Annotated in this window: 21 protein-coding genes, 1 tRNA gene and 2 other RNA genes; 13 read left to right on the forward strand and 11 right to left on the reverse strand. The window is 51.2% G+C overall.

Annotated features, from left to right (window positions below; all coding sequences use genetic code 11):
- Positions 1-152: 152 nt before the first annotated feature.
- The 3 genes from ACS603_RS12820 to ACS603_RS12830 all read right to left on the reverse strand — a co-directional run bounded on the left by ACS603_RS12820 (position 153) and on the right by ACS603_RS12830 (position 602).
- Positions 153-288: non-coding RNA, RtT sRNA (locus ACS603_RS12820), on the reverse strand.
- Between the two features lie 44 nt (positions 289-332).
- A non-coding RNA gene (locus ACS603_RS12825) (RtT sRNA) lies at positions 333-470 on the reverse strand.
- A gap of 44 nt (positions 471-514) precedes the next feature.
- Positions 515-602 (reverse strand) — tRNA-Ser (locus tag ACS603_RS12830).
- A 231-nt stretch (positions 603-833) separates the two neighbouring features.
- Between ACS603_RS12830 and ghrA the strand changes: the two genes are divergently transcribed.
- The 4 genes from ghrA (at position 834) to ACS603_RS12850 (ending at position 3747) form a co-directional block, all read left to right on the forward strand.
- Positions 834-1772: a glyoxylate/hydroxypyruvate reductase GhrA gene (ghrA, locus tag ACS603_RS12835; RefSeq protein ID WP_474944383.1), complete on the forward strand. Its 939-nt coding sequence runs from the start codon at positions 834-836 to the stop codon at positions 1770-1772.
- An 83-nt stretch (positions 1773-1855) separates the two neighbouring features.
- The gene (locus ACS603_RS12840; protein ID WP_182060418.1) at positions 1856-2593 is read left to right on the forward strand and encodes a phosphatase; all 738 of its coding nucleotides are present in this window, start codon (positions 1856-1858) and stop codon (positions 2591-2593) included.
- Positions 2594-2613: 20 nt separating this feature from the next.
- A complete protein-coding gene (locus tag ACS603_RS12845) occupies positions 2614-3168 on the forward strand; it encodes a TorD/DmsD family molecular chaperone (protein ID WP_182060419.1) in 555 nt (184 codons plus the stop codon).
- Between the two features lie 96 nt (positions 3169-3264).
- Positions 3265-3747 (forward strand): DUF1097 domain-containing protein, encoded by a 483-nt coding sequence (locus tag ACS603_RS12850; protein ID WP_182060420.1) that lies wholly within the window; start codon positions 3265-3267, stop codon positions 3745-3747.
- A 43-nt stretch (positions 3748-3790) separates the two neighbouring features.
- Here the strand turns inward: ACS603_RS12850 and csgG are convergent, their stop codons facing one another.
- From csgG to csgD, 4 genes are read right to left on the reverse strand one after another with little or no spacing between them, the layout of a single operon-like run.
- Positions 3791-4624, reverse strand: coding sequence for a curli production assembly/transport protein CsgG (gene csgG / locus ACS603_RS12855; RefSeq protein ID WP_182060421.1), 834 nt, complete (start codon positions 4622-4624; stop codon positions 3791-3793).
- Between the two features lie 26 nt (positions 4625-4650).
- Positions 4651-5064, reverse strand: coding sequence for a curli production assembly/transport protein CsgF (gene csgF / locus ACS603_RS12860; protein ID WP_014069736.1), 414 nt, complete (start codon positions 5062-5064; stop codon positions 4651-4653).
- 23 nt (positions 5065-5087) lie between these two features.
- Positions 5088-5477: a curli production assembly/transport protein CsgE gene (gene csgE, locus ACS603_RS12865; RefSeq protein ID WP_182060422.1), complete on the reverse strand. Its 390-nt coding sequence runs from the start codon at positions 5475-5477 to the stop codon at positions 5088-5090.
- A 4-nt stretch (positions 5478-5481) separates the two neighbouring features.
- The gene (gene csgD / locus ACS603_RS12870; protein ID WP_166716974.1) at positions 5482-6132 is read right to left on the reverse strand and encodes a biofilm master transcriptional regulator CsgD; all 651 of its coding nucleotides are present in this window, start codon (positions 6130-6132) and stop codon (positions 5482-5484) included.
- A gap of 763 nt (positions 6133-6895) precedes the next feature.
- Between csgD and csgB the strand changes: the two genes are divergently transcribed.
- The 5 genes from csgB to ymdB all read left to right on the forward strand — a co-directional run bounded on the left by csgB (position 6896) and on the right by ymdB (position 9372).
- Positions 6896-7351, forward strand: coding sequence for a curli minor subunit CsgB (gene csgB, locus ACS603_RS12875; RefSeq protein WP_182060423.1), 456 nt, complete (start codon positions 6896-6898; stop codon positions 7349-7351).
- A 42-nt stretch (positions 7352-7393) separates the two neighbouring features.
- Positions 7394-7843 (forward strand): curli major subunit CsgA, encoded by a 450-nt coding sequence (gene csgA / locus ACS603_RS12880; RefSeq protein ID WP_182060424.1) that lies wholly within the window; start codon positions 7394-7396, stop codon positions 7841-7843.
- A gap of 61 nt (positions 7844-7904) precedes the next feature.
- Positions 7905-8237, forward strand: a complete 333-nt coding sequence (csgC, locus tag ACS603_RS12885; protein WP_166716973.1) for a curli assembly chaperone CsgC — start codon at positions 7905-7907, stop codon at positions 8235-8237.
- A gap of 164 nt (positions 8238-8401) precedes the next feature.
- Positions 8402-8722, forward strand: coding sequence for a type 1 fimbrial protein (locus ACS603_RS12890; RefSeq protein ID WP_315688301.1), 321 nt, complete (start codon positions 8402-8404; stop codon positions 8720-8722).
- Between the two features lie 107 nt (positions 8723-8829).
- On the forward strand, positions 8830-9372 hold the full coding sequence (gene ymdB / locus ACS603_RS12895; protein ID WP_182060426.1) for an O-acetyl-ADP-ribose deacetylase: 543 nt from the start codon (positions 8830-8832) through the stop codon (positions 9370-9372).
- A 36-nt stretch (positions 9373-9408) separates the two neighbouring features.
- Here the strand turns inward: ymdB and mdoC are convergent, their stop codons facing one another.
- Entirely contained in the window at positions 9409-10548 is a 1140-nt protein-coding gene (gene mdoC, locus ACS603_RS12900; RefSeq protein WP_182060427.1) for a glucans biosynthesis protein MdoC, read from the reverse strand.
- Positions 10549-10803: 255 nt separating this feature from the next.
- On the opposite strand from mdoC, the gene mdoG reads away from it, so the two are divergent.
- The 3 genes from mdoG (at position 10804) to ACS603_RS12915 (ending at position 15191) form a co-directional block, all read left to right on the forward strand.
- Complete coding sequence (gene mdoG, locus ACS603_RS12905) at positions 10804-12357, forward strand: glucans biosynthesis protein MdoG (protein ID WP_182060428.1); 1554 nt, start codon at positions 10804-10806, stop codon at positions 12355-12357.
- Complete coding sequence (mdoH, locus tag ACS603_RS12910) at positions 12350-14878, forward strand: glucans biosynthesis glucosyltransferase MdoH (RefSeq protein ID WP_182060429.1); 2529 nt, start codon at positions 12350-12352, stop codon at positions 14876-14878. The genes mdoG and mdoH overlap by 8 nt, the downstream gene beginning before the upstream one ends.
- A gap of 85 nt (positions 14879-14963) precedes the next feature.
- The gene (locus tag ACS603_RS12915) at positions 14964-15191 is read left to right on the forward strand and encodes a YceK/YidQ family lipoprotein (RefSeq protein ID WP_182060430.1); all 228 of its coding nucleotides are present in this window, start codon (positions 14964-14966) and stop codon (positions 15189-15191) included.
- An 8-nt stretch (positions 15192-15199) separates the two neighbouring features.
- Here the strand turns inward: ACS603_RS12915 and ACS603_RS12920 are convergent, their stop codons facing one another.
- The 3 genes from ACS603_RS12920 to ACS603_RS12930 all read right to left on the reverse strand — a co-directional run bounded on the left by ACS603_RS12920 (position 15200) and on the right by ACS603_RS12930 (position 17988).
- Positions 15200-15574 carry a MysB family protein gene (locus tag ACS603_RS12920; protein WP_315688303.1) on the reverse strand — a complete coding sequence of 125 codons (375 nt, stop codon included), beginning with the start codon at positions 15572-15574 and terminating at the stop codon, positions 15200-15202.
- A 98-nt stretch (positions 15575-15672) separates the two neighbouring features.
- Positions 15673-16923 carry a multidrug efflux MFS transporter MdtG gene (gene mdtG / locus ACS603_RS12925; RefSeq protein WP_315688304.1) on the reverse strand — a complete coding sequence of 417 codons (1251 nt, stop codon included), beginning with the start codon at positions 16921-16923 and terminating at the stop codon, positions 15673-15675.
- Between the two features lie 138 nt (positions 16924-17061).
- Entirely contained in the window at positions 17062-17988 is a 927-nt protein-coding gene (locus ACS603_RS12930) for a Kdo(2)-lipid IV(A) acyltransferase (RefSeq protein ID WP_474944384.1), read from the reverse strand.
- 222 nt (positions 17989-18210) lie between these two features.
- On the opposite strand from ACS603_RS12930, the gene trhO reads away from it, so the two are divergent.
- Entirely contained in the window at positions 18211-19260 is a 1050-nt protein-coding gene (gene trhO / locus ACS603_RS12935; protein WP_182060434.1) for an oxygen-dependent tRNA uridine(34) hydroxylase TrhO, read from the forward strand.
- The last annotated feature ends 33 nt before the right edge of the window (positions 19261-19293 follow it).

Raw genomic sequence — 19293 nt, forward strand, 5'->3', positions numbered from 1 at the left:
TGGCACGTTCACCGGTATTGTGGTGACAGAGTAGCAAGGAACGTAAAGTGAACGGAATGACTACCTTAGCTGTATGTTCCCCATCTCCCCAAGAGAAGAGGGAGTCATTCGTGCACGTATTTTTCGTGGGGCTCAGACCGCACCGGGTCGCATATAGCACCGGGGGGGATTGACTCGCTTCGCTCGCCCTTCGGGCAGATTCCTCGCAGGCTCGTCATCTGTCCAACTGGCTGCGCCAGTTGTCGAACCCCGGTCGGGGATTCTCATCCCCCCCTTTCGGAGAATATAAAAGAAAAAAGCCCGTACTTTCGTACGAGCTCTCATCTCAAATATGGCGGTGAGGGGGGGATTGACTCGCTTCGCTCGCCCTTCGGGCAGCCTGTTCGCTGCGCTCTCAGTCTGTCCAACTGGCTGTCGCCAGTTGTCGAACCCCGGTCGGGGATTCTCATCCCCCCCTTTCGGAGAATATAAAAGAAAAAAGCCCGTACTTTCGTACGAGCTCTCATCTCGAATATGGCGGTGAGGGGGGGATTCGAACCCCCGATACGTTGCCGTATACACACTTTCCAGGCGTGCTCCTTCAGCCACTCGGACACCTCACCATATTGTCATCCCGTTGTTGCCGGGACGGGCGCTAATGTAAGGAAAACCCGAACTGCCGTCAATCAACTTTTTCAGTTAATTAGCGTGTTTAGACAAACTTCAAACAACCTGATTCCGAAATGTGCGGAAAGCGGTTTTTTTATCAACAACGCAAATGCCAGTAAATTTGGTATGCTGGCAATCCAGTTGAAAACGAAAACAAAATCGCGCAATAAAAGGCAGAAATCGCTATGGATATTATCTTTTATCACCCAACTTTTGATACGGCTTACTGGATTGATGCACTGTCGGCAGCATTGCCGGGCGCGCGCGTTCGCGAGTGGAAACGGGGTGATCATGAACATGCCGACTACGCGCTGGTGTGGCATCCGCCAGTAGAGATGCTCCAGGGCCGAGAACTGAAAGCCGTCTTCGCACTTGGGGCGGGCGTGGATTCGATCCTGAGTAAGCTGAAAGCGCATCCAGAGATGTTGCCTGAACATATCCCGCTGTTCCGACTGGAAGATACCGGAATGGGCCAGCAAATGCAGGAATATGCCGTGAGCCAGGTTCTGCACTGGTTCCGCCGTTTTGATGATTACCAGGCCTTCAAACAGCAATCCCACTGGGAGCCGTTGCCAGATTATCACCGCGAAGATTTTACCATCGGTATTCTGGGGGCTGGCGTGCTTGGCTCAAAAGTGGCAGAAGCACTTGCCCCGTGGGGTTTCCCTCTGCGTTGCTGGAGCCGCAGCCGTAAAGATTATCCTGGAGTGAAAAGCTTTGCCGGAACAGACGAACTCCCGGCCTTCCTGAAAGGCACCCGCGTGCTGATTAACCTGCTGCCTAATACTGCGGAAACGGTGGGGATCATCAACAAAGCGCTTCTGAACCAACTGGCGGATCAGAGCTATTTAATGAATCTGGCACGCGGTGTTCACCTGGTCGAGTCTGATCTGCTGGCGGCGCTGGACATCGGCAAACTCAAAGGCGCGATGCTGGATGTCTATAGCCGCGAACCGCTGCCAACGGAAAGCCCGCTGTGGGCGCATCCACGCGTGGCCATGACGCCGCACGTTGCCGCAGTCACGCGTCCGGCGGAGGCAGTAGCCTATATATCCCATACCATCAGTGAGATGGAGCAGGGCAACACCGTTACCGGGCAGGTCGACAGACAGCGCGGTTACTAAGAGAAACCCGGCGTTCGCCGGGTTTTTGCTAATATTCGCCGCTGATAACTGCTATCCTTGGGAAAACAGCAGAGGAGAGAAAGATGTATCCCGTTGACCTGCACATGCACACCGTCGCCAGTACCCACGCCTATAGCACCCTCCATGACTACATCGCGCAAGCAAAGCTAAAAGGCATCAAGCTTTTTGCGATAACCGATCACGGTCCTGATATGGCTGATGCTCCGCACTACTGGCATTTTGTGAATATGCGCATCTGGCCACGGCTGGTTGAAGGTGTCGGGATCCTTCGCGGCATCGAAGCGAACATTAAGAACACTGACGGTGAAATCGACTGCACCGGCCCGATGCTGACCTCGCTGGATCTGATTATTGCGGGCTTCCATGAGCCTGTTTTCGCTCCGCAGGATAAAGAAACAAATACAAAGGCGATGATCGCCGCTATTGCCAGCGGCAACGTGCATATCATCAGCCACCCAGGGAACCCTAAGTACCCGATTGATATTCAGGCTGTTGCTCAGGCGGCAGCAAAACACCGCGTAGCACTGGAAATTAATAACTCCTCATTTGTTCACTCGCGCAAAGGCAGCGAGGCCAACTGCCGCGAAGTGGCTGCTGCGGTTCGTGATGCAGGAGGTATGGTCGCGCTCGGGTCTGACTCGCACACCGCCTTTACGCTCGGCGATTTCGGCGAGTGCCTGAAAGTGCTTAATGACGTTGGTTTCCCGGAAGGGCAGATCCTGAACGTGACGCCACGCCGGATGCTCGACTTCCTGGAATCGCGCGGGATGCCGCGTATTGATGAATTTGCCGATCTTTAATTGTGTAATGGAATAAAAAAATGAATGAGTTCTCTATCCTTTGCCGCGTGCTGGGTACCCTGTTCTACCGTCAGCCGCAAGACCCGCTGCTGGCTCCGCTGTATACGATGATCCAGGAAGGAAAGCTGGCGCAAAACTGGCCGCTGGAACAGGATGAGCTGCTGGTGCGTCTGCAAAAAAGCTGCGACATGCAGCAGGTTTCTGCCGATTACAACGCGTTGTTCGTGGGTGAAGAGTGCCGCGTGGCCCCGTATCGTTCAGCGTGGGAAGAAGGGGCAACTGAAGCGGAAGTCCGCGCGTTTCTGACTGAGCGCGGGATGCCGCTGGCGGATACTCCGGCTGACCACATTGGTACGCTGCTTCTTGCGGCGTCCTGGATTGAAGATCAGTCTGGCGATGATGAAAGTGAAGCTATCGAAACACTGTTCGAAGAGTTCCTGCTGCCGTGGTGCGGAACGTTCCTCGGCAAAGTGGAAGCGCACGCCACATCACCGTTCTGGAGAACTCTGGCTCCGCTGACCCGCGATGCTATTGCGGCCATGTGGGACGATCTTCAGGAAGAGAATGAAGAGTGATTTAGATCACACAATTCCTGCAACGATACATTTCAACTTGCACATAATGTGCTTCTGATCGCATTTCTATGGTGCGTATCTGCTAAGATGCGCGCCATGAACATATTACTCTGCATTGCAATGACAACGGGCATTCTCTCCGGCTTATGGGGATGGGTGGCGGTTTCTCTCGGGCTATTAAGCTGGGCCGGGTTCCTCGGCTGTACGGCTTACTTTGCCTGCCCTCAGGGCGGTGTTAAAGGGCTGTTTATCTCTGCCTGCACGTTGCTGAGCGGTGTTATCTGGGCGCTGGTTATAATGAAAGGCAGCGCGCTGGCGCCGCATGTCGAGATTGTAGGCTACGTGATGACGGGCGTTGTGGCATTTCTGATGTGCATTCAGGCAAAGCAAATGCTGTTGTCGTTTGTGCCGGGCACCTTTATTGGTGCCTGCGCGACATTTGCCGGGCAGGGCGACTGGAGGCTGGTGGTGCCGTCGCTGGTCGTGGGCTTACTGTTTGGCTATGCCATGAAGAACAGCGGTCTATGGCTTGCAGCCCGACGCGAAAAAGCGCAAAACATCACGGCCGTGAGTGAATAAAAAAAGGCGAGATAATCATCTCGCCTTTTTTATGCGCTTCCTGTCAGGATTCCGGAGGAACCGACATATCGCGGTATTTCACCAATACCGGGTTTTGTGCATCGGCTTTGTTTTGCAGATCCCACAGGCCACGGTCGATACCGTCATTAATCAGGAAGATAACGCCAGTTTCGATGGCTGACATCAGACACATCATAACCGGCTCGTTGGAGGTGTAACCAATTTCACCTTCCAGTAAACGCTGGTAGTCAATAAAGCGGAACACCCCAGCCTGCACTTCATACGAGAGAATGGTCTTGCTGGTGTTCACGGATGACAACACTTCACCGGTGCTGACGTTCACCACGCGCAGGTTAACGGCTATCTGATCGAGCTGATATTGCGTATCTGCCCCGATACCGAAGTAACGCGCGCCCACGCCGCCTGATTTAACGTTACTTTCGTAACCGATAATCGAACCTTCAACCATAACGTTGGCTGCGGCGAGTGATTGCAAAGGCATCCGGTTGTTACTCGCAACGGTACCATTTTCCTGAGCGGCACGAATGATTTTGCGTTCATTCAACAGGTTCTGAAGCCCCTGACGTTCCAGCGGGATGAACCAGTGAGAATCCTTGAGCGCGGTGACCAGCATTGCGGTGGCACTCTGCGGTACGGCAGTCGAGAAGTTACTTGCAGGGTACGGTTTAAATTGTCCAGTTTCATCCTGGATGTTGTAAACCGAGACAAATATTTTGCCGGTTGGTGCTGGCAAATGGGTTAAATCACGATAACTCTGAGCCCGAGGCATTAATGTAGGTTTTGCAGCTTCTTTTGGTGGAGCAGTTAAACAACCGCTCAATAAGCACACTGCAACAAATATCAGGAAGCGCTGCATGATCGTTGTCCTTATTTTGATGTTTTTCAGAAGTCTGTCGAGTTACTTTGTAGGCCAGAAACCTGGATGGTCGATGTTTTTCCAGTTTTCCGGTCTGTCACATTTAACTGAAGCTGCCCATCTTTGTTGGCAATATCGACAATAAAGTCGTTAGTCACCATTCGGCCAGGCTTGCCGGTGTTGATATTGGTTAACAAACCGCCCAGGATCTGGGACTGAATAGCCTGCGTGAAGTTATCCAGCGCTGACGGCGTGTCAACGGTATAGTCTTTATAACTCGGGTCTTTATAGGAGTTTTGGGCCTGCGCCTCATTCAACATGAATGCCCCGTTGTTGGGGTTGCCTCCAAAGTTCGGGTTACGGAACTGGAACGTCATATTTCCGGCCCAGCTTAACGGTGTAATTAGCATTAACGAAATAACTGCATGTGCAATACGCATGACAGCCTCCGGATATAGGGTCGCTAGAACTCGTCTTTTGCTAAATCGCGTGTGCTTAATAGCGCTTTGTCTATTTGCAGGCGATTTATAGCCTCTTCAGTTTGTGCCAGAGCTAAGGCTACGTTTTTATCGAAGTCTATTTTCGTTGGGAATAAAAACGTTTGATAAATAACGTCCTGATTAGCCGTTATCGTTATCCAACTTCCCCATCGTGCACTGGGCCGTTCGTTGATTGTTATGTTACCAGGGTAAGTACTTTCCCACTTGTCACTAAAGGCACGATAAAAATTGTGGCCAACAGATGACACCGTATGGTCAGTTAACAATCCGGGAATCTCCACTTCAACGGCCTGAAGGTTCCCGGCAGCAAGCAGAAGGCCTGCTGCGGCAATCCAACTCAACGTGCGTTTCATGGTGTTAACGCCTGAGGTTATCGTTTGCCCATGACACCGCCTGAGTTCGGTTTTTAACAGCTATCTTCTTGAAAAGATTATAAAGGTGCGTCTTAACCGTGTTTTCGCTGATAAATAACGAACGGGCGATCTCAATATTTGAAGCACCAATGCGCAACTTGTTCAGGATCTCTTTCTCGCGATGCGTCAGCAGTGCGGACTCTGAACTGTTATAGCGGTAATTACCAGAATGCGTGATGAGGTAGCTAGCAAGTTTTTGCGAGAAATAACATTCACCTCGCAATATGCCCTGCAACCCTTCTACCACGCGATCTTCTTCTTCAGTGACGTAGAAAACGCCATTGATATGCGGCCAGCTTTCAATGTCTCTGAAAGGATACTCATCAGGAGTGTTCAATAATAGCAAACGGATATTATTGTTTTTCCTGCTTAAATTATCTTGCCAGTAATGAATAAGCTTTTTATCAGCTTCCATCATATCGAGAAGAATGATGCTGCCAGGTGCAATATCATCAAAAGAACGTTGAATATTATGCAATTTCCCGTTCAGTGATAAAGATTGCTTTAAATGTTGTAATAAAGCTGTCGCTTGCAAAGAAGGTTTTGTGATCAACAGTAATGTATGACCATGTAAACTATGGACTTCATTATACATGATGAAACCCCACTTTTTTATGACACCTGGCAGCTGTCCCTTAATTGGATTAACGGACACCAGAAGTACTGACAGATGCTGCACTGCTGTGTGTAGAATCAGACCATAACCTCCAGCGGGAGAGCGGGAGGTAAATATAAAACAAATTTCGTACATCTGATTTCAATCTAGCTTTTACAAACTTTAAAGCAAGTGTTAAACGTGTAACAAGATGTAAAAATCAATATTAATTTGTGAAAAACACACATTTCAATTGTTCAGTTTTGATAGGAAAGTTGTACATAGTAATAACCCTGCACACATTTTAAAAATCATACAAATATTTATATCGATATGATTTTAAATAACATTATTTATTAAATAAACGCAGCGGTAAGGTATGAGCTCTGGAAAAATCCTAAGCCTTCGAATGAGAGAGTTGTGTCCTTAAGAAAACATGCCTCGTGTCACGCACTGTGTAAATTATGATCCCGCCAGCGGGTGAGACGTGCGGGCTGGAAAGGGTGGACAGGCCGTTGCCGCTTTGTACAACCTCTACCCTGGAAATATTTTTACAAAAACTAAGCTGCACTGATTACAGCGTTTTTTTGCATTAATTAATACTTTGAGGTGAAACGAAGAATAAAAATAAGACTCGTGGGTGAGATATTTAAAATGTTTCGGCAGACATACTCTTCACCGTAACGACGCGTTAACAAAATACAAGTCAGGTTAACACGAAGTCACATTACGATTAGTGTATAGCCAGGTCCAGGGTGACAACATGAAAAACATATCGTTATTTGTGATGTTTACATTTCTGGGTGTGCCTGGATTTGTAGCTGCGGCAGGTTCAGATTTAGCAAATACTGAATATAACTTCGCAGTTAATGAATTAAGTCGTTCCTCATTAAATCAGGCAGCCATTATTGGTCAGCAGGGTGCATATAATGATGCACAGGTTCGCCAGGGCGGTTCTAAATTACTGTCCGTTGTTTCTCAGGATGGAGTCGGCAACAGAGCGAGAGTTGATCAATCAGGGACTTATAATTATGCATATATCGCTCAGAGCGGCTACGCGAATGATGCTGATATTTCGCAGGGCGGATACGGTAATACGGCAAAGATTATCCAGCAAGGGTCGGGTAACAGGGCGAGTATTACGCAGTACGGTACGCAGAAAACCGCAGTTGTAGTGCAGAAACAGTCGCAAATGGCCATTCGCGTTATTCAACGCTAGTTATTTAGCGGCGACTTTAATCAATCCGATGGGGGTTTTACCATGAAATTTTTCAAAGTGGCAGCACTTGCAGCAATCGTAGTTTCTGGTAGTGCTATGGCGGGTCTTATTGATCAAGGTGGTTGGGGTCATGGTGGTCATGGTGGTTACGGTGGTCCAAATTCAACCATGAATATTTACCAGAGCGGTGGCGGTAACTCAGCTGTTGCCTTGCAGTCGGATGCAAGAAATTCAACTCTGTCTATTAGCCAGACCGGCGGCGGTAATGGCGCAGATGTTGGACAGGGCTCTGACGACAGTACTATTTCCCTGACTCAGAATGGTTTTGGCAACAGTGCAACACTTGATCAGTGGAACAGCAAAGACTCCACTATGACTGTTAGCCAGTACGGTGGTCTTAACGGTGCACTGGTTGACCAGACTGCCTCTAACTCTTCTGTAAGCGTTACTCAGGTTGGTATTGGTAACCACGTGTCAGCTCATCAGTACTAATACTGAAATCTGTGCTACAAAAAAACAGGGCATATGCCCTGTTTTTTTTCGGGAGTTCATCATGCAAACCTTAATTCTCCTCGCGGCGCTCTCCAGTCAAATTACGTTTAAAACCTCCCAGCAAGGCAATATGACGACCATTATCCCGCAGGTTATTCTGACAGAGCCGTGTGAATGCCAGGTCCAGGTGCTTTCTATGCGACAAGGGCAGGGCGGTCAAAGTACTTCACAACAACAAAATACCGTCTCTATACCCGCTAATCAGACGATTGATTTAACGCGCCTGAGTTTAAATATTGATGCAGGGGACACAGTGAAGATCACTGTGACCGTTTCTGACGGGAAATCGCTCCATTTATCCCAGCAGTGGTCGCCGCCGGGCAGTGTGCTCTAATCATTCAATAAATCAATGAATTGAAATGGCTGGCGGCAACGGATTCTTGTCACTATGCTGTTATAAAATGTGAGTCAATGTTGCAAATATGTTTCATTGCGCATTGTTAGCCATCATGGAGTGCTTTTACCCCTCAAGGACGACTTTCATTGAGGAGTATTATCGTGACCAGATTTACATTTCAATTCATCACAGGGCTTGGCCTGGCGATGTCTGCCGCGCTGAACCCTGCATTTTCAGAAACTCTCGTTAACGGTGGAGTCATCCATTTTCACGGCGCAATCGTTTCCAACCCCTGCGAAATCACTGCCAGACCTCAACAACTTTCCATGTCATGCCCGGAGAATAACCGGATGCAGACGCGTGTGCTGAGCTATGCTGATGCCCTGAATGGCCAGAGTGCTTACCCTGATCTGGCTTCTGTCAGCATGAAGTACATTAATCCTGAAAAATCGCTGGCAATTGTGCAGGTTGATTACCGCTGATTTCTCGCTCTCCTGCCATCAGGCGGGAGAGGTTTTCCCGCAATAGTTTTTTCTCCCCAACCTCTGTGCGGTACACTTAATAAAAAGGCGGGTCGCAGAGGGTGTTTATGAAACCGCAAATAGAGGTTATCCACGGTGATATCACGACATTGCATGTTGACGTGATAGTCAATGCTGCTAATCCATCACTCATGGGCGGGGGCGGTGTGGACGGTGCTATCCACCGTGCTGCGGGCCCACAATTACTTGAGGCGTGCAAAGTAGTGCGCCAGCAGCAAGGAGAGTGCCCTCCTGGCCACGCCGTCATCACGCTGGCGGGGAATCTGCCTGCCAAAGCGGTGATTCATACCGTAGGGCCGGTATGGCATGGGGGGGAACATCATGAGGCGCGGATCCTGGAAGATGCGTATCGCAACTGCCTGCGCCTGGCGGCCGATAATGGCTATAAGACCATAGCTTTCCCGGCAATCAGTACAGGGGTGTATGGCTATCCCAAAGCCGCGGCGGCGGCGATTGCGGTGGATACGGTCTATCGCTACCTTTCCCTGAAACCGATGCCCGAACAGGTGTTCTTTGTCTGTTTTGATGAAGACACGGCCCACCTGTACCAGCGGCTTCTGACCCAGCGCGGGCAGGAGTTTGATGTCTGAATACAGCAGCGGCGCCCTGAAGGCGCCGCTAATTATTTATGCTTTAGTTTGCGGTTTACCCGAGAACAGGAAGCGCAGCAGTGGGATCCGCAGATGAATTTCGTACATCACCAGTGCCAGCCCAATCACAAACACCAGCCCGGTGAAGAAGCCCAGGGTATTTGAGGCAATGTGCGGGGTGATGTATGCCCCGAAGAACAGCGTCAACGGATGATGCACCAGGTAAATGAATAATGAGGCGTTGACGAAATAGGTCACCCGGGTGGATTTGAAATTCAGCAGACGGTGGCCTAAGGCAAACACCACATTGACCATCCACAGGCCCAGCAGCATGGTGATCACGCTTTCCGTTTCATACATCCACGCATCACCACTGCCGTAACGCTGGTTCAGCAGATAGGCGATAAAAGCCACTGCCGCGCCAATAGCGCACCACGGGGAAGGGGTGGTAAAGAGGGCTTTCAGCTTTGGGTAAACAAACGCCAGCGCCCCAATCATAAAGAAGGGAATATAGAACAGGCTTTGCATGACCACAAAGTTGAACAGGCCGTCGCTGAGAATAGGCGGATAGACAATAAAGAGGGTACGCCTTACCGCGGCATACGCGATGCCCAGAAATAAAAAGAGCAGCGACAGTTTGCCGAGCGTAATGCTGGCGAAGAACGTGCCGGCTTTATTGCTCAGGCGGTGACGCAAACGGCTAAAAATCAGCACGCTGATTGTCGTCAGCACGACCAGAACCAGCAGGAACCAGAGATGGGATACCAGTTCCCACACCAGGGTGTTGTACTTTTCATACAGCGACAGATTTTGCCAGCCATCTGCCTTACCTTTGACATACTGCAACATGATGAACTGCGGTAGCGTCAGCAGTGGAATTGCCGTGAGCATTGGAATACCCACGCGCTCGACACGCACCTTCCACCAGCGTTTAATCGGATAACGCAAAAACAGCATGTAGGAAAAATAACCGGAAATGACAAAAAACACCTGCATCCGAAAGGCGTGGATAAAGTCATTAAACAGGGTGAGCCACCAGGAGGGCTCCAGACTGTTAACGTGCCAGGTGTGGCTTGAGTAAATCAATGAAATGTGAAAGGGGATCCCCAATAGCATCAGCCATGCCCGGATCGAGTCGAGGAAATATTCACGTTGTACAGGTATAGTAGTGCTCATATAACTTTGTGCATTCTCAGACTTTTCGCCTTATCCCTAAGACTCATAATGGTAACATTCGAGGCCAACCCTACACCAAGACCGACACCCTGTCTCCAGGATAAGCACGCAAAGTGAAATGTAGGTTCTTCCACTTGCTTAATCCCTGAGCCAGCGAGCTGAACAAAGCGGTGATTATGTTGTCGGATTGCCTAAGTTTCCATTAAAATGGATCGGATCGATATAAGCACACAAAGGGGGAAGTGCTTACTTATTATGAAACATAAACCACAAATGATGAAAATGCGTTGGTTAGGTGCAGCAGTATTGTTGTCCCTGTATACCTCATCGGCCTGGTCCTTTAACATCGATGATGTCGCAAAACAGGCAAAATCGATGGCTGGCAAGAGCTACGAAGCGCCGAAAAGTAACCTGCCCTCCGTTTTCCGCGATATGAAATATGCGGACTATCAGCAGATCCAGTTCAATCACGACAAAGCGTACTGGAGCAATATTAAGACCCCGTTCAAGCTTGAGTTTTACCACCAGGGCATGTACTTCGATACGCCTGTTGCCATCAACGAAGTGACGGCAAGCTCGGTGCGTAAAATCAAGTACAACCCGGATTACTTCAATTTTGGTGATGTGCAGCACGACAAAGACACGGTTAAAGACCTTGGCTTTGCCGGCTTCAAAGTGCTTTACCCAATCAACAGCAAAGATAAAAACGACGAAATCGTCAGTATGCTTGGCGCCAGCTATTTCCGCGTCATTGGTGCGGGCCAGGTGTACGGGCTATCTGCTCGTGGTCTGGCGATCGATACCGCGCTGCCATCAGGTGAAGAGTTCCCACGCTTCCGCGAATTCTGGATTGAACGTCCAAAACCTGCGGATAAGCGTCTGACCATCTATGCACTGCTGGATTCCCCACGTGCGACAGGCGCATATCGTTTTGTCATTATGCCAGGGCGTGACACGGTTGTTGACGTGCAGTCTAAGGTCTATCTGCGCGATAAAGTGGGCAAACTGGGCGTTGCACCATTAACCAGCATGTTCCTGTTTGGGCCGAACCAGCCGTCTCCTGCGACCAACTTCCGCCCGGAACTGCACGACTCCAACGGTCTTTCTATTCATGCCGGTAACGGTGAATGGATCTGGCGTCCGCTGAACAACCCGAAACATCTGGCGGTCAGTAGCTTCGCTATGGAAAACCCGCAGGGCTTTGGTCTGTTGCAGCGTGGTCGTCAGTTCTCACGCTTTGAAGACCTGGACGATCGTTACGATCAGCGTCCTAGTGCGTGGGTAACGCCGAAAGGTGACTGGGGTAAAGGGAAGGTTGAGCTGGTTGAGATCCCAACCAACGATGAAACCAACGACAACATCGTCGCTTACTGGACGCCGGATCAACTCCCGGAATCCGGTAAAGAGATGAACTTCAAGTACACCATTACCTTCAGCCGTGATGAAGACAAACTGCACGCACCGGATAACGCTTATGTCATGCAGACACGTCGCTCTACTGGTGATGTGAAGCAGTCTAACCTTATCCGTCAGCCTGACGGCACGCTCGCGTTTGTTGTCGACTTTGCCGGCCAGGATATGAAGAAACTGTCCCCTGACACGGCAGTGACTGCACAGGCAAGCATTGGTGATAACGGTGAAATTGTCGAAAACACCGTACGTTACAACCCAGTAACGAAAGGGTGGCGTTTAACCCTGCGCGTGAAAGTGAAAGATCCGAAACAGACGACTGAAATGCGCGCTGCGCTGGTCAGTGACGATCAGCCGCTGAGCGAAACCTGGAGCTATCAGCTACCTGCTAATGAATAATATAACTGAATATATTGATGCCATGCCGCTGAGCGATATTGAAAAAGCGGCACTGCCTAAGAGCGACATCCGCGCGGTGCAAACCGCGCTGGATGGTGAACATCATCAGTTTACCCGTGATGATGATACGCCGCTGGGGTCAGTGAAGGCGCGTCTGGAGCAAGCATGGCCGGACTCGCTGGCAGAAGGGCAGCTGGTTAAAGACGATGAAGGCCGCGATCAGCTTCAGGCAATGCCGAAAGCAACGCGTTCCTCTATGTTCCCGGACCCGTGGCGCACCAACCCGGTGGGCCGCTTCTGGGATCGTCTGCGTGGGCGTGAAGTTGCGCCACGCTATCTCTCTCGTCTGACGAAAGAGCAGCAAGCAGCCGAGCAAAAATGGCGTACTGTCGGGACAATTCGTCGTTACATTCTGCTGGTGCTGACGCTGGCACAGACGGTTGTGGCCACCTGGTACATGAAGACCATCCTGCCTTATCAGGGTTGGGCGCTGATCAACCCTGCGGATATGACAGGGCAGGATCTGTGGGTCTCCTTTATGCAGCTGCTGCCGTATATCCTGCAAAGTGGCATCCTTCTTCTGTTTGCCGTGCTGTTCTGTTGGGTGTCCGCCGGTTTCTGGACGGCGCTGATGGGCTTCCTGCAACTGCTGATGGGACGGGACAAATACAGCATTTCTGCGTCGACGGTCGGGGATGAACCCCTAAATCCTGAGCACCGTACAGCGCTTATTATGCCTATCTGTAACGAAGACGTTGATCGCGTATTCGCGGGTCTGCGCGCCACCTGGGAGTCCGTAAAGGCGACCGGTAACGCAGAGCATTTCGACGTGTATATCCTGAGCGACAGCTACAACCCGGATATCTGCGTGGCAGAACAAAAAGCCTGGATGGAGCTGATTGCAGAAGTGCAGGGCGAAGGTCAGATTTTCTATCGTCGCCGCCGCCGTCGCGTGAAGCGTAAAAGCGGTAACATCGATGACTTCTGCCGCCGCTGGGGTAATCAGTACAGCTACATGGTGGTACTGGATGCTGACTCCGTGATGACGGGTGAGTGTCTGACCGGCCTGGTGCGTCTGATGGAAGCCAACCCGAACGCCGGTATTATTCAGTCTTCGCCAAAAGCATCCGGTATGGATACGCTTTATGCGCGCTGTCAGCAGTTCGCAACGCGTGTTTACGGGCCGCTGTTCACGGCGGGTCTGCACTTCTGGCAGTTGGGTGAATCCCACTACTGGGGGCATAACGCGATTATCCGCGTGAAACCGTTCATTGAGCACTGTGCGCTTGCGCCGCTGCCGGGTGAAGGGTCGTTCGCGGGATCTATCCTGTCGCATGACTTCGTGGAAGCCGCGCTGATGCGTCGTGCAGGGTGGGGCGTGTGGATTGCCTACGATCTGCCGGGCTCATACGAAGAACTGCCGCCGAACCTGCTGGATGAACTCAAGCGTGACCGTCGCTGGTGCCACGGTAACCTGATGAACTTCCGCCTGTTCCTGGTCAAAGGGATGCACCCGGTTCACCGTGCGGTATTCCTGACCGGCGTCATGTCCTATCTGTCAGCTCCGCTGTGGTTTATGTTCCTGGCGCTTTCTACTGCTTTGCAGGTAGTGCACGCTCTGACAGAACCGCAATACTTCCTGCAGCCGCGCCAGCTGTTCCCGGTGTGGCCGCAGTGGCGTCCTGAGCTGGCGATTATGCTGTTCGCCTCAACCATGGTTCTGCTGTTCCTGCCGAAGTTGCTCAGCATCATTCTGATCTGGTGCAAAGGGTCGAAAGAGTATGGCGGCTTCTTCCGCGTGACGGTTTCGTTGCTGCTTGAAGTGCTGTTCTCTGTGCTGCTGGCACCGGTTCGTATGCTGTTCCATACCGTGTTTGTGGTCAGCGCGTTCCTGGGCTGGGAAGTGGTCTGGAACTCTCCACAGCGTGACGATGACTCGACTCCGTGGAGTGAAGCCTTTATGCGTCATGGTTCACAGCTGCTGTTAGGGTTGGTGTGGGCAGTGGGTATGGCATGGCTGGATCTGCGTTTCCTGTTCTGGCTGGCACCGATTGTCTTCTCGCTGATCCTGTCACCATTTGTGTCTGTGGTGTCTAGCCGTTCAACGGTGGGTTTGCGTACCAAACGCTGGAAACTGTTCCTGATCCCGGAAGAGTATTCACCGCCGCAGGTGCTGGTGGACACTGACCGTTTCCTGGAGATGAACCGTAAACGCTCGCTGGATGATGGCTTTATGCACGCGGTGTTTAACCCGTCATTCAACGCCCTGGCAACCGCAATGGCAACTGCCCGTCACCGTGCAAGTCAGGTGCTGGAAATTGCCCGCGATCGCCACGTTGAGCAGGCGCTGAACGAGACACCGGAAAAACTGAACCGCGACCGCCGTCTGGTCCTGTTGAGCGATCCGGTCACCATGTCCCGGCTTCACTATCGTGTGTGGTCTGCCCCGGAGAAATATTCTTCCTGGGTCAGCTACTACAACACGCTGAAGCTTAATCCGCTGGCGCTGAAGGCGAAGTAAGTTTTAAACCAGGCCGGGATCGCTGTGCGCTACCCGGCAAATAAAATACCGGCTGAGAGGCCGGTATTTTTTTATGAGGTAATGAATGAAAATAGTCATTGTGGCCATGATGGCGATGCTGCTTAGCGGCTGCGGCAGTATTATCAGCCGCACCATTCCAGGGCAAGGCCACGGGAATCAGTATTACCCGGGAGTGAAATGGGATGTTCGCGATTCAGCCTGGCGCTATCTGACCGTGCTCGATTTACCGTTCTCTCTGGTGTTTGATACGTTGCTGTTACCGATTGACGCGCACCACGGCCCTTACGAATAAAACGACGCTTAACGCTCGTCCCACTCATCTGCTGCGGTTTGCCCCTCTTCGGTATCCAGCGGAGGTTCGAGCTGGAACTCGCCCTCATCCCACTCGTGCAGGGTGTTTTCTTCAAGCCATTCCTGACGCAGTTCTATTTCGTCATAGTCACCGTCGAAGACGGCCTGCGCCGCTTCACCACTCAATATCGGCAAACATTCCCCTTCATCACCGTCATCAACGAAGAATTCGGCCTGCCACATAATATCCCCGTCCTGAAGGACATATTTTTGAATATTGAGTTGTTGCACGTCAGCGTCTTCTTCCTCAATACCGGGATTATCGGCGAGGAACTCTTCGCGAGCGGCATCAATAGCTTCTTCCAGCGTGGCGTACATGGTCATCAGTTTCTCCCTGTTTTCGAGAAGGTATTCAGGGAAAGAATAGCTGATTATCAGATCCTGCAAGTATGAATACGAAAATATGCCGTCACGCCTTCGTCTTATTCGCGGGCAGGGCTATTTTGTTCACCTGGCTCGCCGGGAGCAGGGCGTAATGCTCTCGATAAACTGAACCAGGAATAGATGGCGTTAAACAGGACTACACCTGCTGTCACGATAAATACGGCGCGAAAACCAAAGCTTGCAGAAACCCCTGCGCCAACGAGCGGCCCGGTGACATTGCCGATGTCACGGAACGACTGGTTATAGCTAAAAATACGCCCGGCGATCTGGTTGGTGGAGTTATAAACCAGCAGGGTCTGAACCGCGGGAAGAAGTGCGCCATCTGCGGCGCCCAGCAGGAAACGGAGCAGGCCCAGCTGCCACGGGGATTGCACCATCGACATCGGGATGAGCAACAATACCGAGATGACCAGCGCGCAAATCAGGATTTTCTCCGGGCCAATCTTATCGCCCAGTCTTCCCAGACGCGGCGCACTCAGCAGCGCGGCAACCCCGGGCACAGACGCAATAAGCCCGCTGATAAAGGCAATATTATTCACATTACCCGCGAGATCACGCACGTAGAGCGTCAGAATCGGGGCAATAGAACCCGTGGCGACCTGGATTATCATGGTGGTGACAAACAGGCTTAATACCAGTTTCGGATTTTTCAGCGAAGCCAGAACGTCCCTTGCGTGGAGCATCTCTTTTTTGGCAACCGGGGTAAATTTTTCCCGGATACAGAGCAAGGTGACGATAAAACAGAGGAACAACACGCTGGCGGTGATGAAAAAGACCGGTCGCAACCCGTAATTATCTGCCAGTAACCCGCCAGCAAGTGGCCCCAGTAGCGCACCGCTCACTGCACCTGTTGAAAGCGTCCCCAGTGCCCAGCCGCTTTTATGACGGGGAATTTGCGTGGCGATAAGCGCGTTAGCGTTGGGCACAAACCCGCCCAGCAGACCCAGCAGTGCGCGTAAAATCAGGAACTGCCAGACGTTCTGCGCCATTCCCATCAGCACCATAATAATGGACATGCCAAGCGCGGAACGCAGCAGCATGATTTTTCGCCCTTTACGGTCGGCAAGCCCACCCCAGAACGGTGAGGCAATCGCCGAGAACAGGAAGGTGATACTGAACACCAGTCCTGACCACATATTCAGCGCGCTGTGGCCTGTCACGCCAAGCTGTTCGACATAGAGAGGGAGGAAAGGCATCACAAGGCTGAATGCTGCACCAGTGAGAAAACAGCCAAGCCATGCAACCGTGAGGTTACGTTTCCAGTTTATGGGGGCATCTGAGGGTGACATAACAATCCGCATAACGAGGTGCAGCGCACGATAAAGTAGAGGTAATAAGCCTGCTAATTATGCGCCTGGGTTATGATTGCTGCAATGTCAGGAGCTTTTAAAGCTAAAACAAAATGCGGCCACTGCGGCCGCACAGGATTAATAACGGGAGGGAACACCTTCCGGGCGGGTCTTGAAGCGGCGATGCAACCACATGTATTGCTCCGGCGCCAGCATAATGCATTGTTCAACGACGCCGTTCATCCATTTGGCCGTGGTTTCGGCATCGTCCAGCGGCGGTGTCATTTCCGGTTTCAGCATGATTAACTGATAGCCTGAACCATCGGGTTTACGGCGCGGAACAAAGGGAACGATAGCGGCTTTGGACATCCGCGCCAGCATCCAGGTGCCGGTTGTTGTGGCGGCTTCATCGACCGCAAAAAAGGGGACAAACACGCTGGCCTGCGGGCCGTAATCATGGTCCGGGGCATACCAGACAACTTCACCTGACTTGAGTGCACGGATCATCCCTTTCAGATCCTTACGGTCGATCATGCTTTTGTTTGAGCGCATCCGGCCATGGGTCTGCACTAAATCGATTACCGGGTTGTCATTCGGGCGATAAACACCAATACCTGGTGCCTGCATTCCGAACATACGCGCGCCGATTTCCAGCGTCAGAAAGTGCACACCAATTAACAGAACCCCGGTCTGATTCTCCTGAAGAGAATGCACTGGCTCCATGCCTGTTCCGGTTACCTCAGTCCAGCGTGCCATGCGTTTGTCAGGCCAGAACCATGCCATACCGGTTTCCATTAGCCCCATGCCCACAGACTCAAAATTTTTGGCGACCATATCATGACGTTCTGATTCGCTCATTTGCGGAAAGCAGAGTTCCAGATTGCGGTAAGCAATTCTGGCGCGACGCTTCATGAACATTAGTGCGATACGACCCAATCCTTTACCCAGACGGAAAATAACCGGATAAGGGAGTTGTACAAGCAGCCACAAAAAGCCAATACCAAGCCAGGTTAACCAATAACGGGGATGCAAAAGGGCGGCAGTAAATTTCGGTAACTGGGTCATGTCTGTCCTGTTTTCTTTCGTCCTGAAGGTCTTATTGTCTCATTTTTTAAGGCTTAGCCAAAATGTCTGTCATCGAATCGAGCATTAATGCAGCAAATGTTACACGCAATAATTCGGGCTGAGTGAAATGTAGCGTAAATTGTGTGGATGTAAATTGTCATTGTTTGCTATATGATGCCGACCGATTTTTCTTACTCTTAACGATTGCAGGACTTGTACACCATGCCAGTGTTACACAACCGCGTATCGAATGAGATGTTAAAAGAGCGTATGTTGGCTGAAACCGAACCGCGCACGACAATCTCATTCTACAAATATTTCACCATCAACGATCCACAAGCGACCCGCGATGCACTTTACCAGGCATTCACTGCGCTGAATGTGTTCGGGCGCGTCTATTTGGCACGTGAAGGTATTAATGCGCAGATCAGCATCCCTGAAAGCAAAGTAAATGCGTTCCGTGATTTCCTCTACGCGTTTGACCCTGCGCTGAACGACCTGCGTCTGAATGTTGCGCTGGACGATGACGGTAAATCGTTCTGGGTGCTGCGTATGAAAGTCCGCGAACGTATTGTTGCCGACGGTATCGACGACCCGAGTTTTAATGCGGGCGATGTGGGGGAATACCTCAAAGCGGCCGAAGTGAATGCGATGCTGGACGACCCGGATGCGGTGTTCATCGATATGCGTAACCACTACGAATACGAAGTGGGTCATTTCGAAAACGCACTGGAAATCCCGGCGGATACCTTCCGTGAACAGCTGCCGAAAGCCGTTGAAATGATGCAGGAACATAAAGATAAAAAAATCGTTATGTACTGCACCGGAGGTATTCGCTGCGAAAAAGCCAGCGCCTGGATGAAACACAACGGGTTTAATAAAGTCTGGCACATTGAAGGTGGCATCATTGAGTATGCCCGTCGTGCCCGCGAGCAAGGGCTGCCGGTGCGCTTTATCGGCAAGAACTTCGTGTTTGATGAGCGTATGGGCGAGCGGATTTCAGATGATGTGATTTCACACTGCCACCAGTGCGGTACACCGTGCGATACACACACGAACTGCAAAAATGATGGCTGCCATCTGTTGTTTATCCAGTGTCCGACGTGTGCCGAGAAGTACCACAACTGTTGTAGCGAGCTGTGCAGTGAAGAGAGCATGTTGCCTGAAGAAGAGCAACGCCGCCGTCGCGCTGGCCGTGAAAACGGCAACAAGATCTTTAATAAATCTCGTGGTCGCCTGAATACCAAACTGGGTATTCCTGACCCGGAGTAAAGAAATAAGCCCGGTGGTGTGTTGGCTCACCGG

It is taken from the genome of Enterobacter sp. Li2LvB3, from assembly GCF_056156645.1.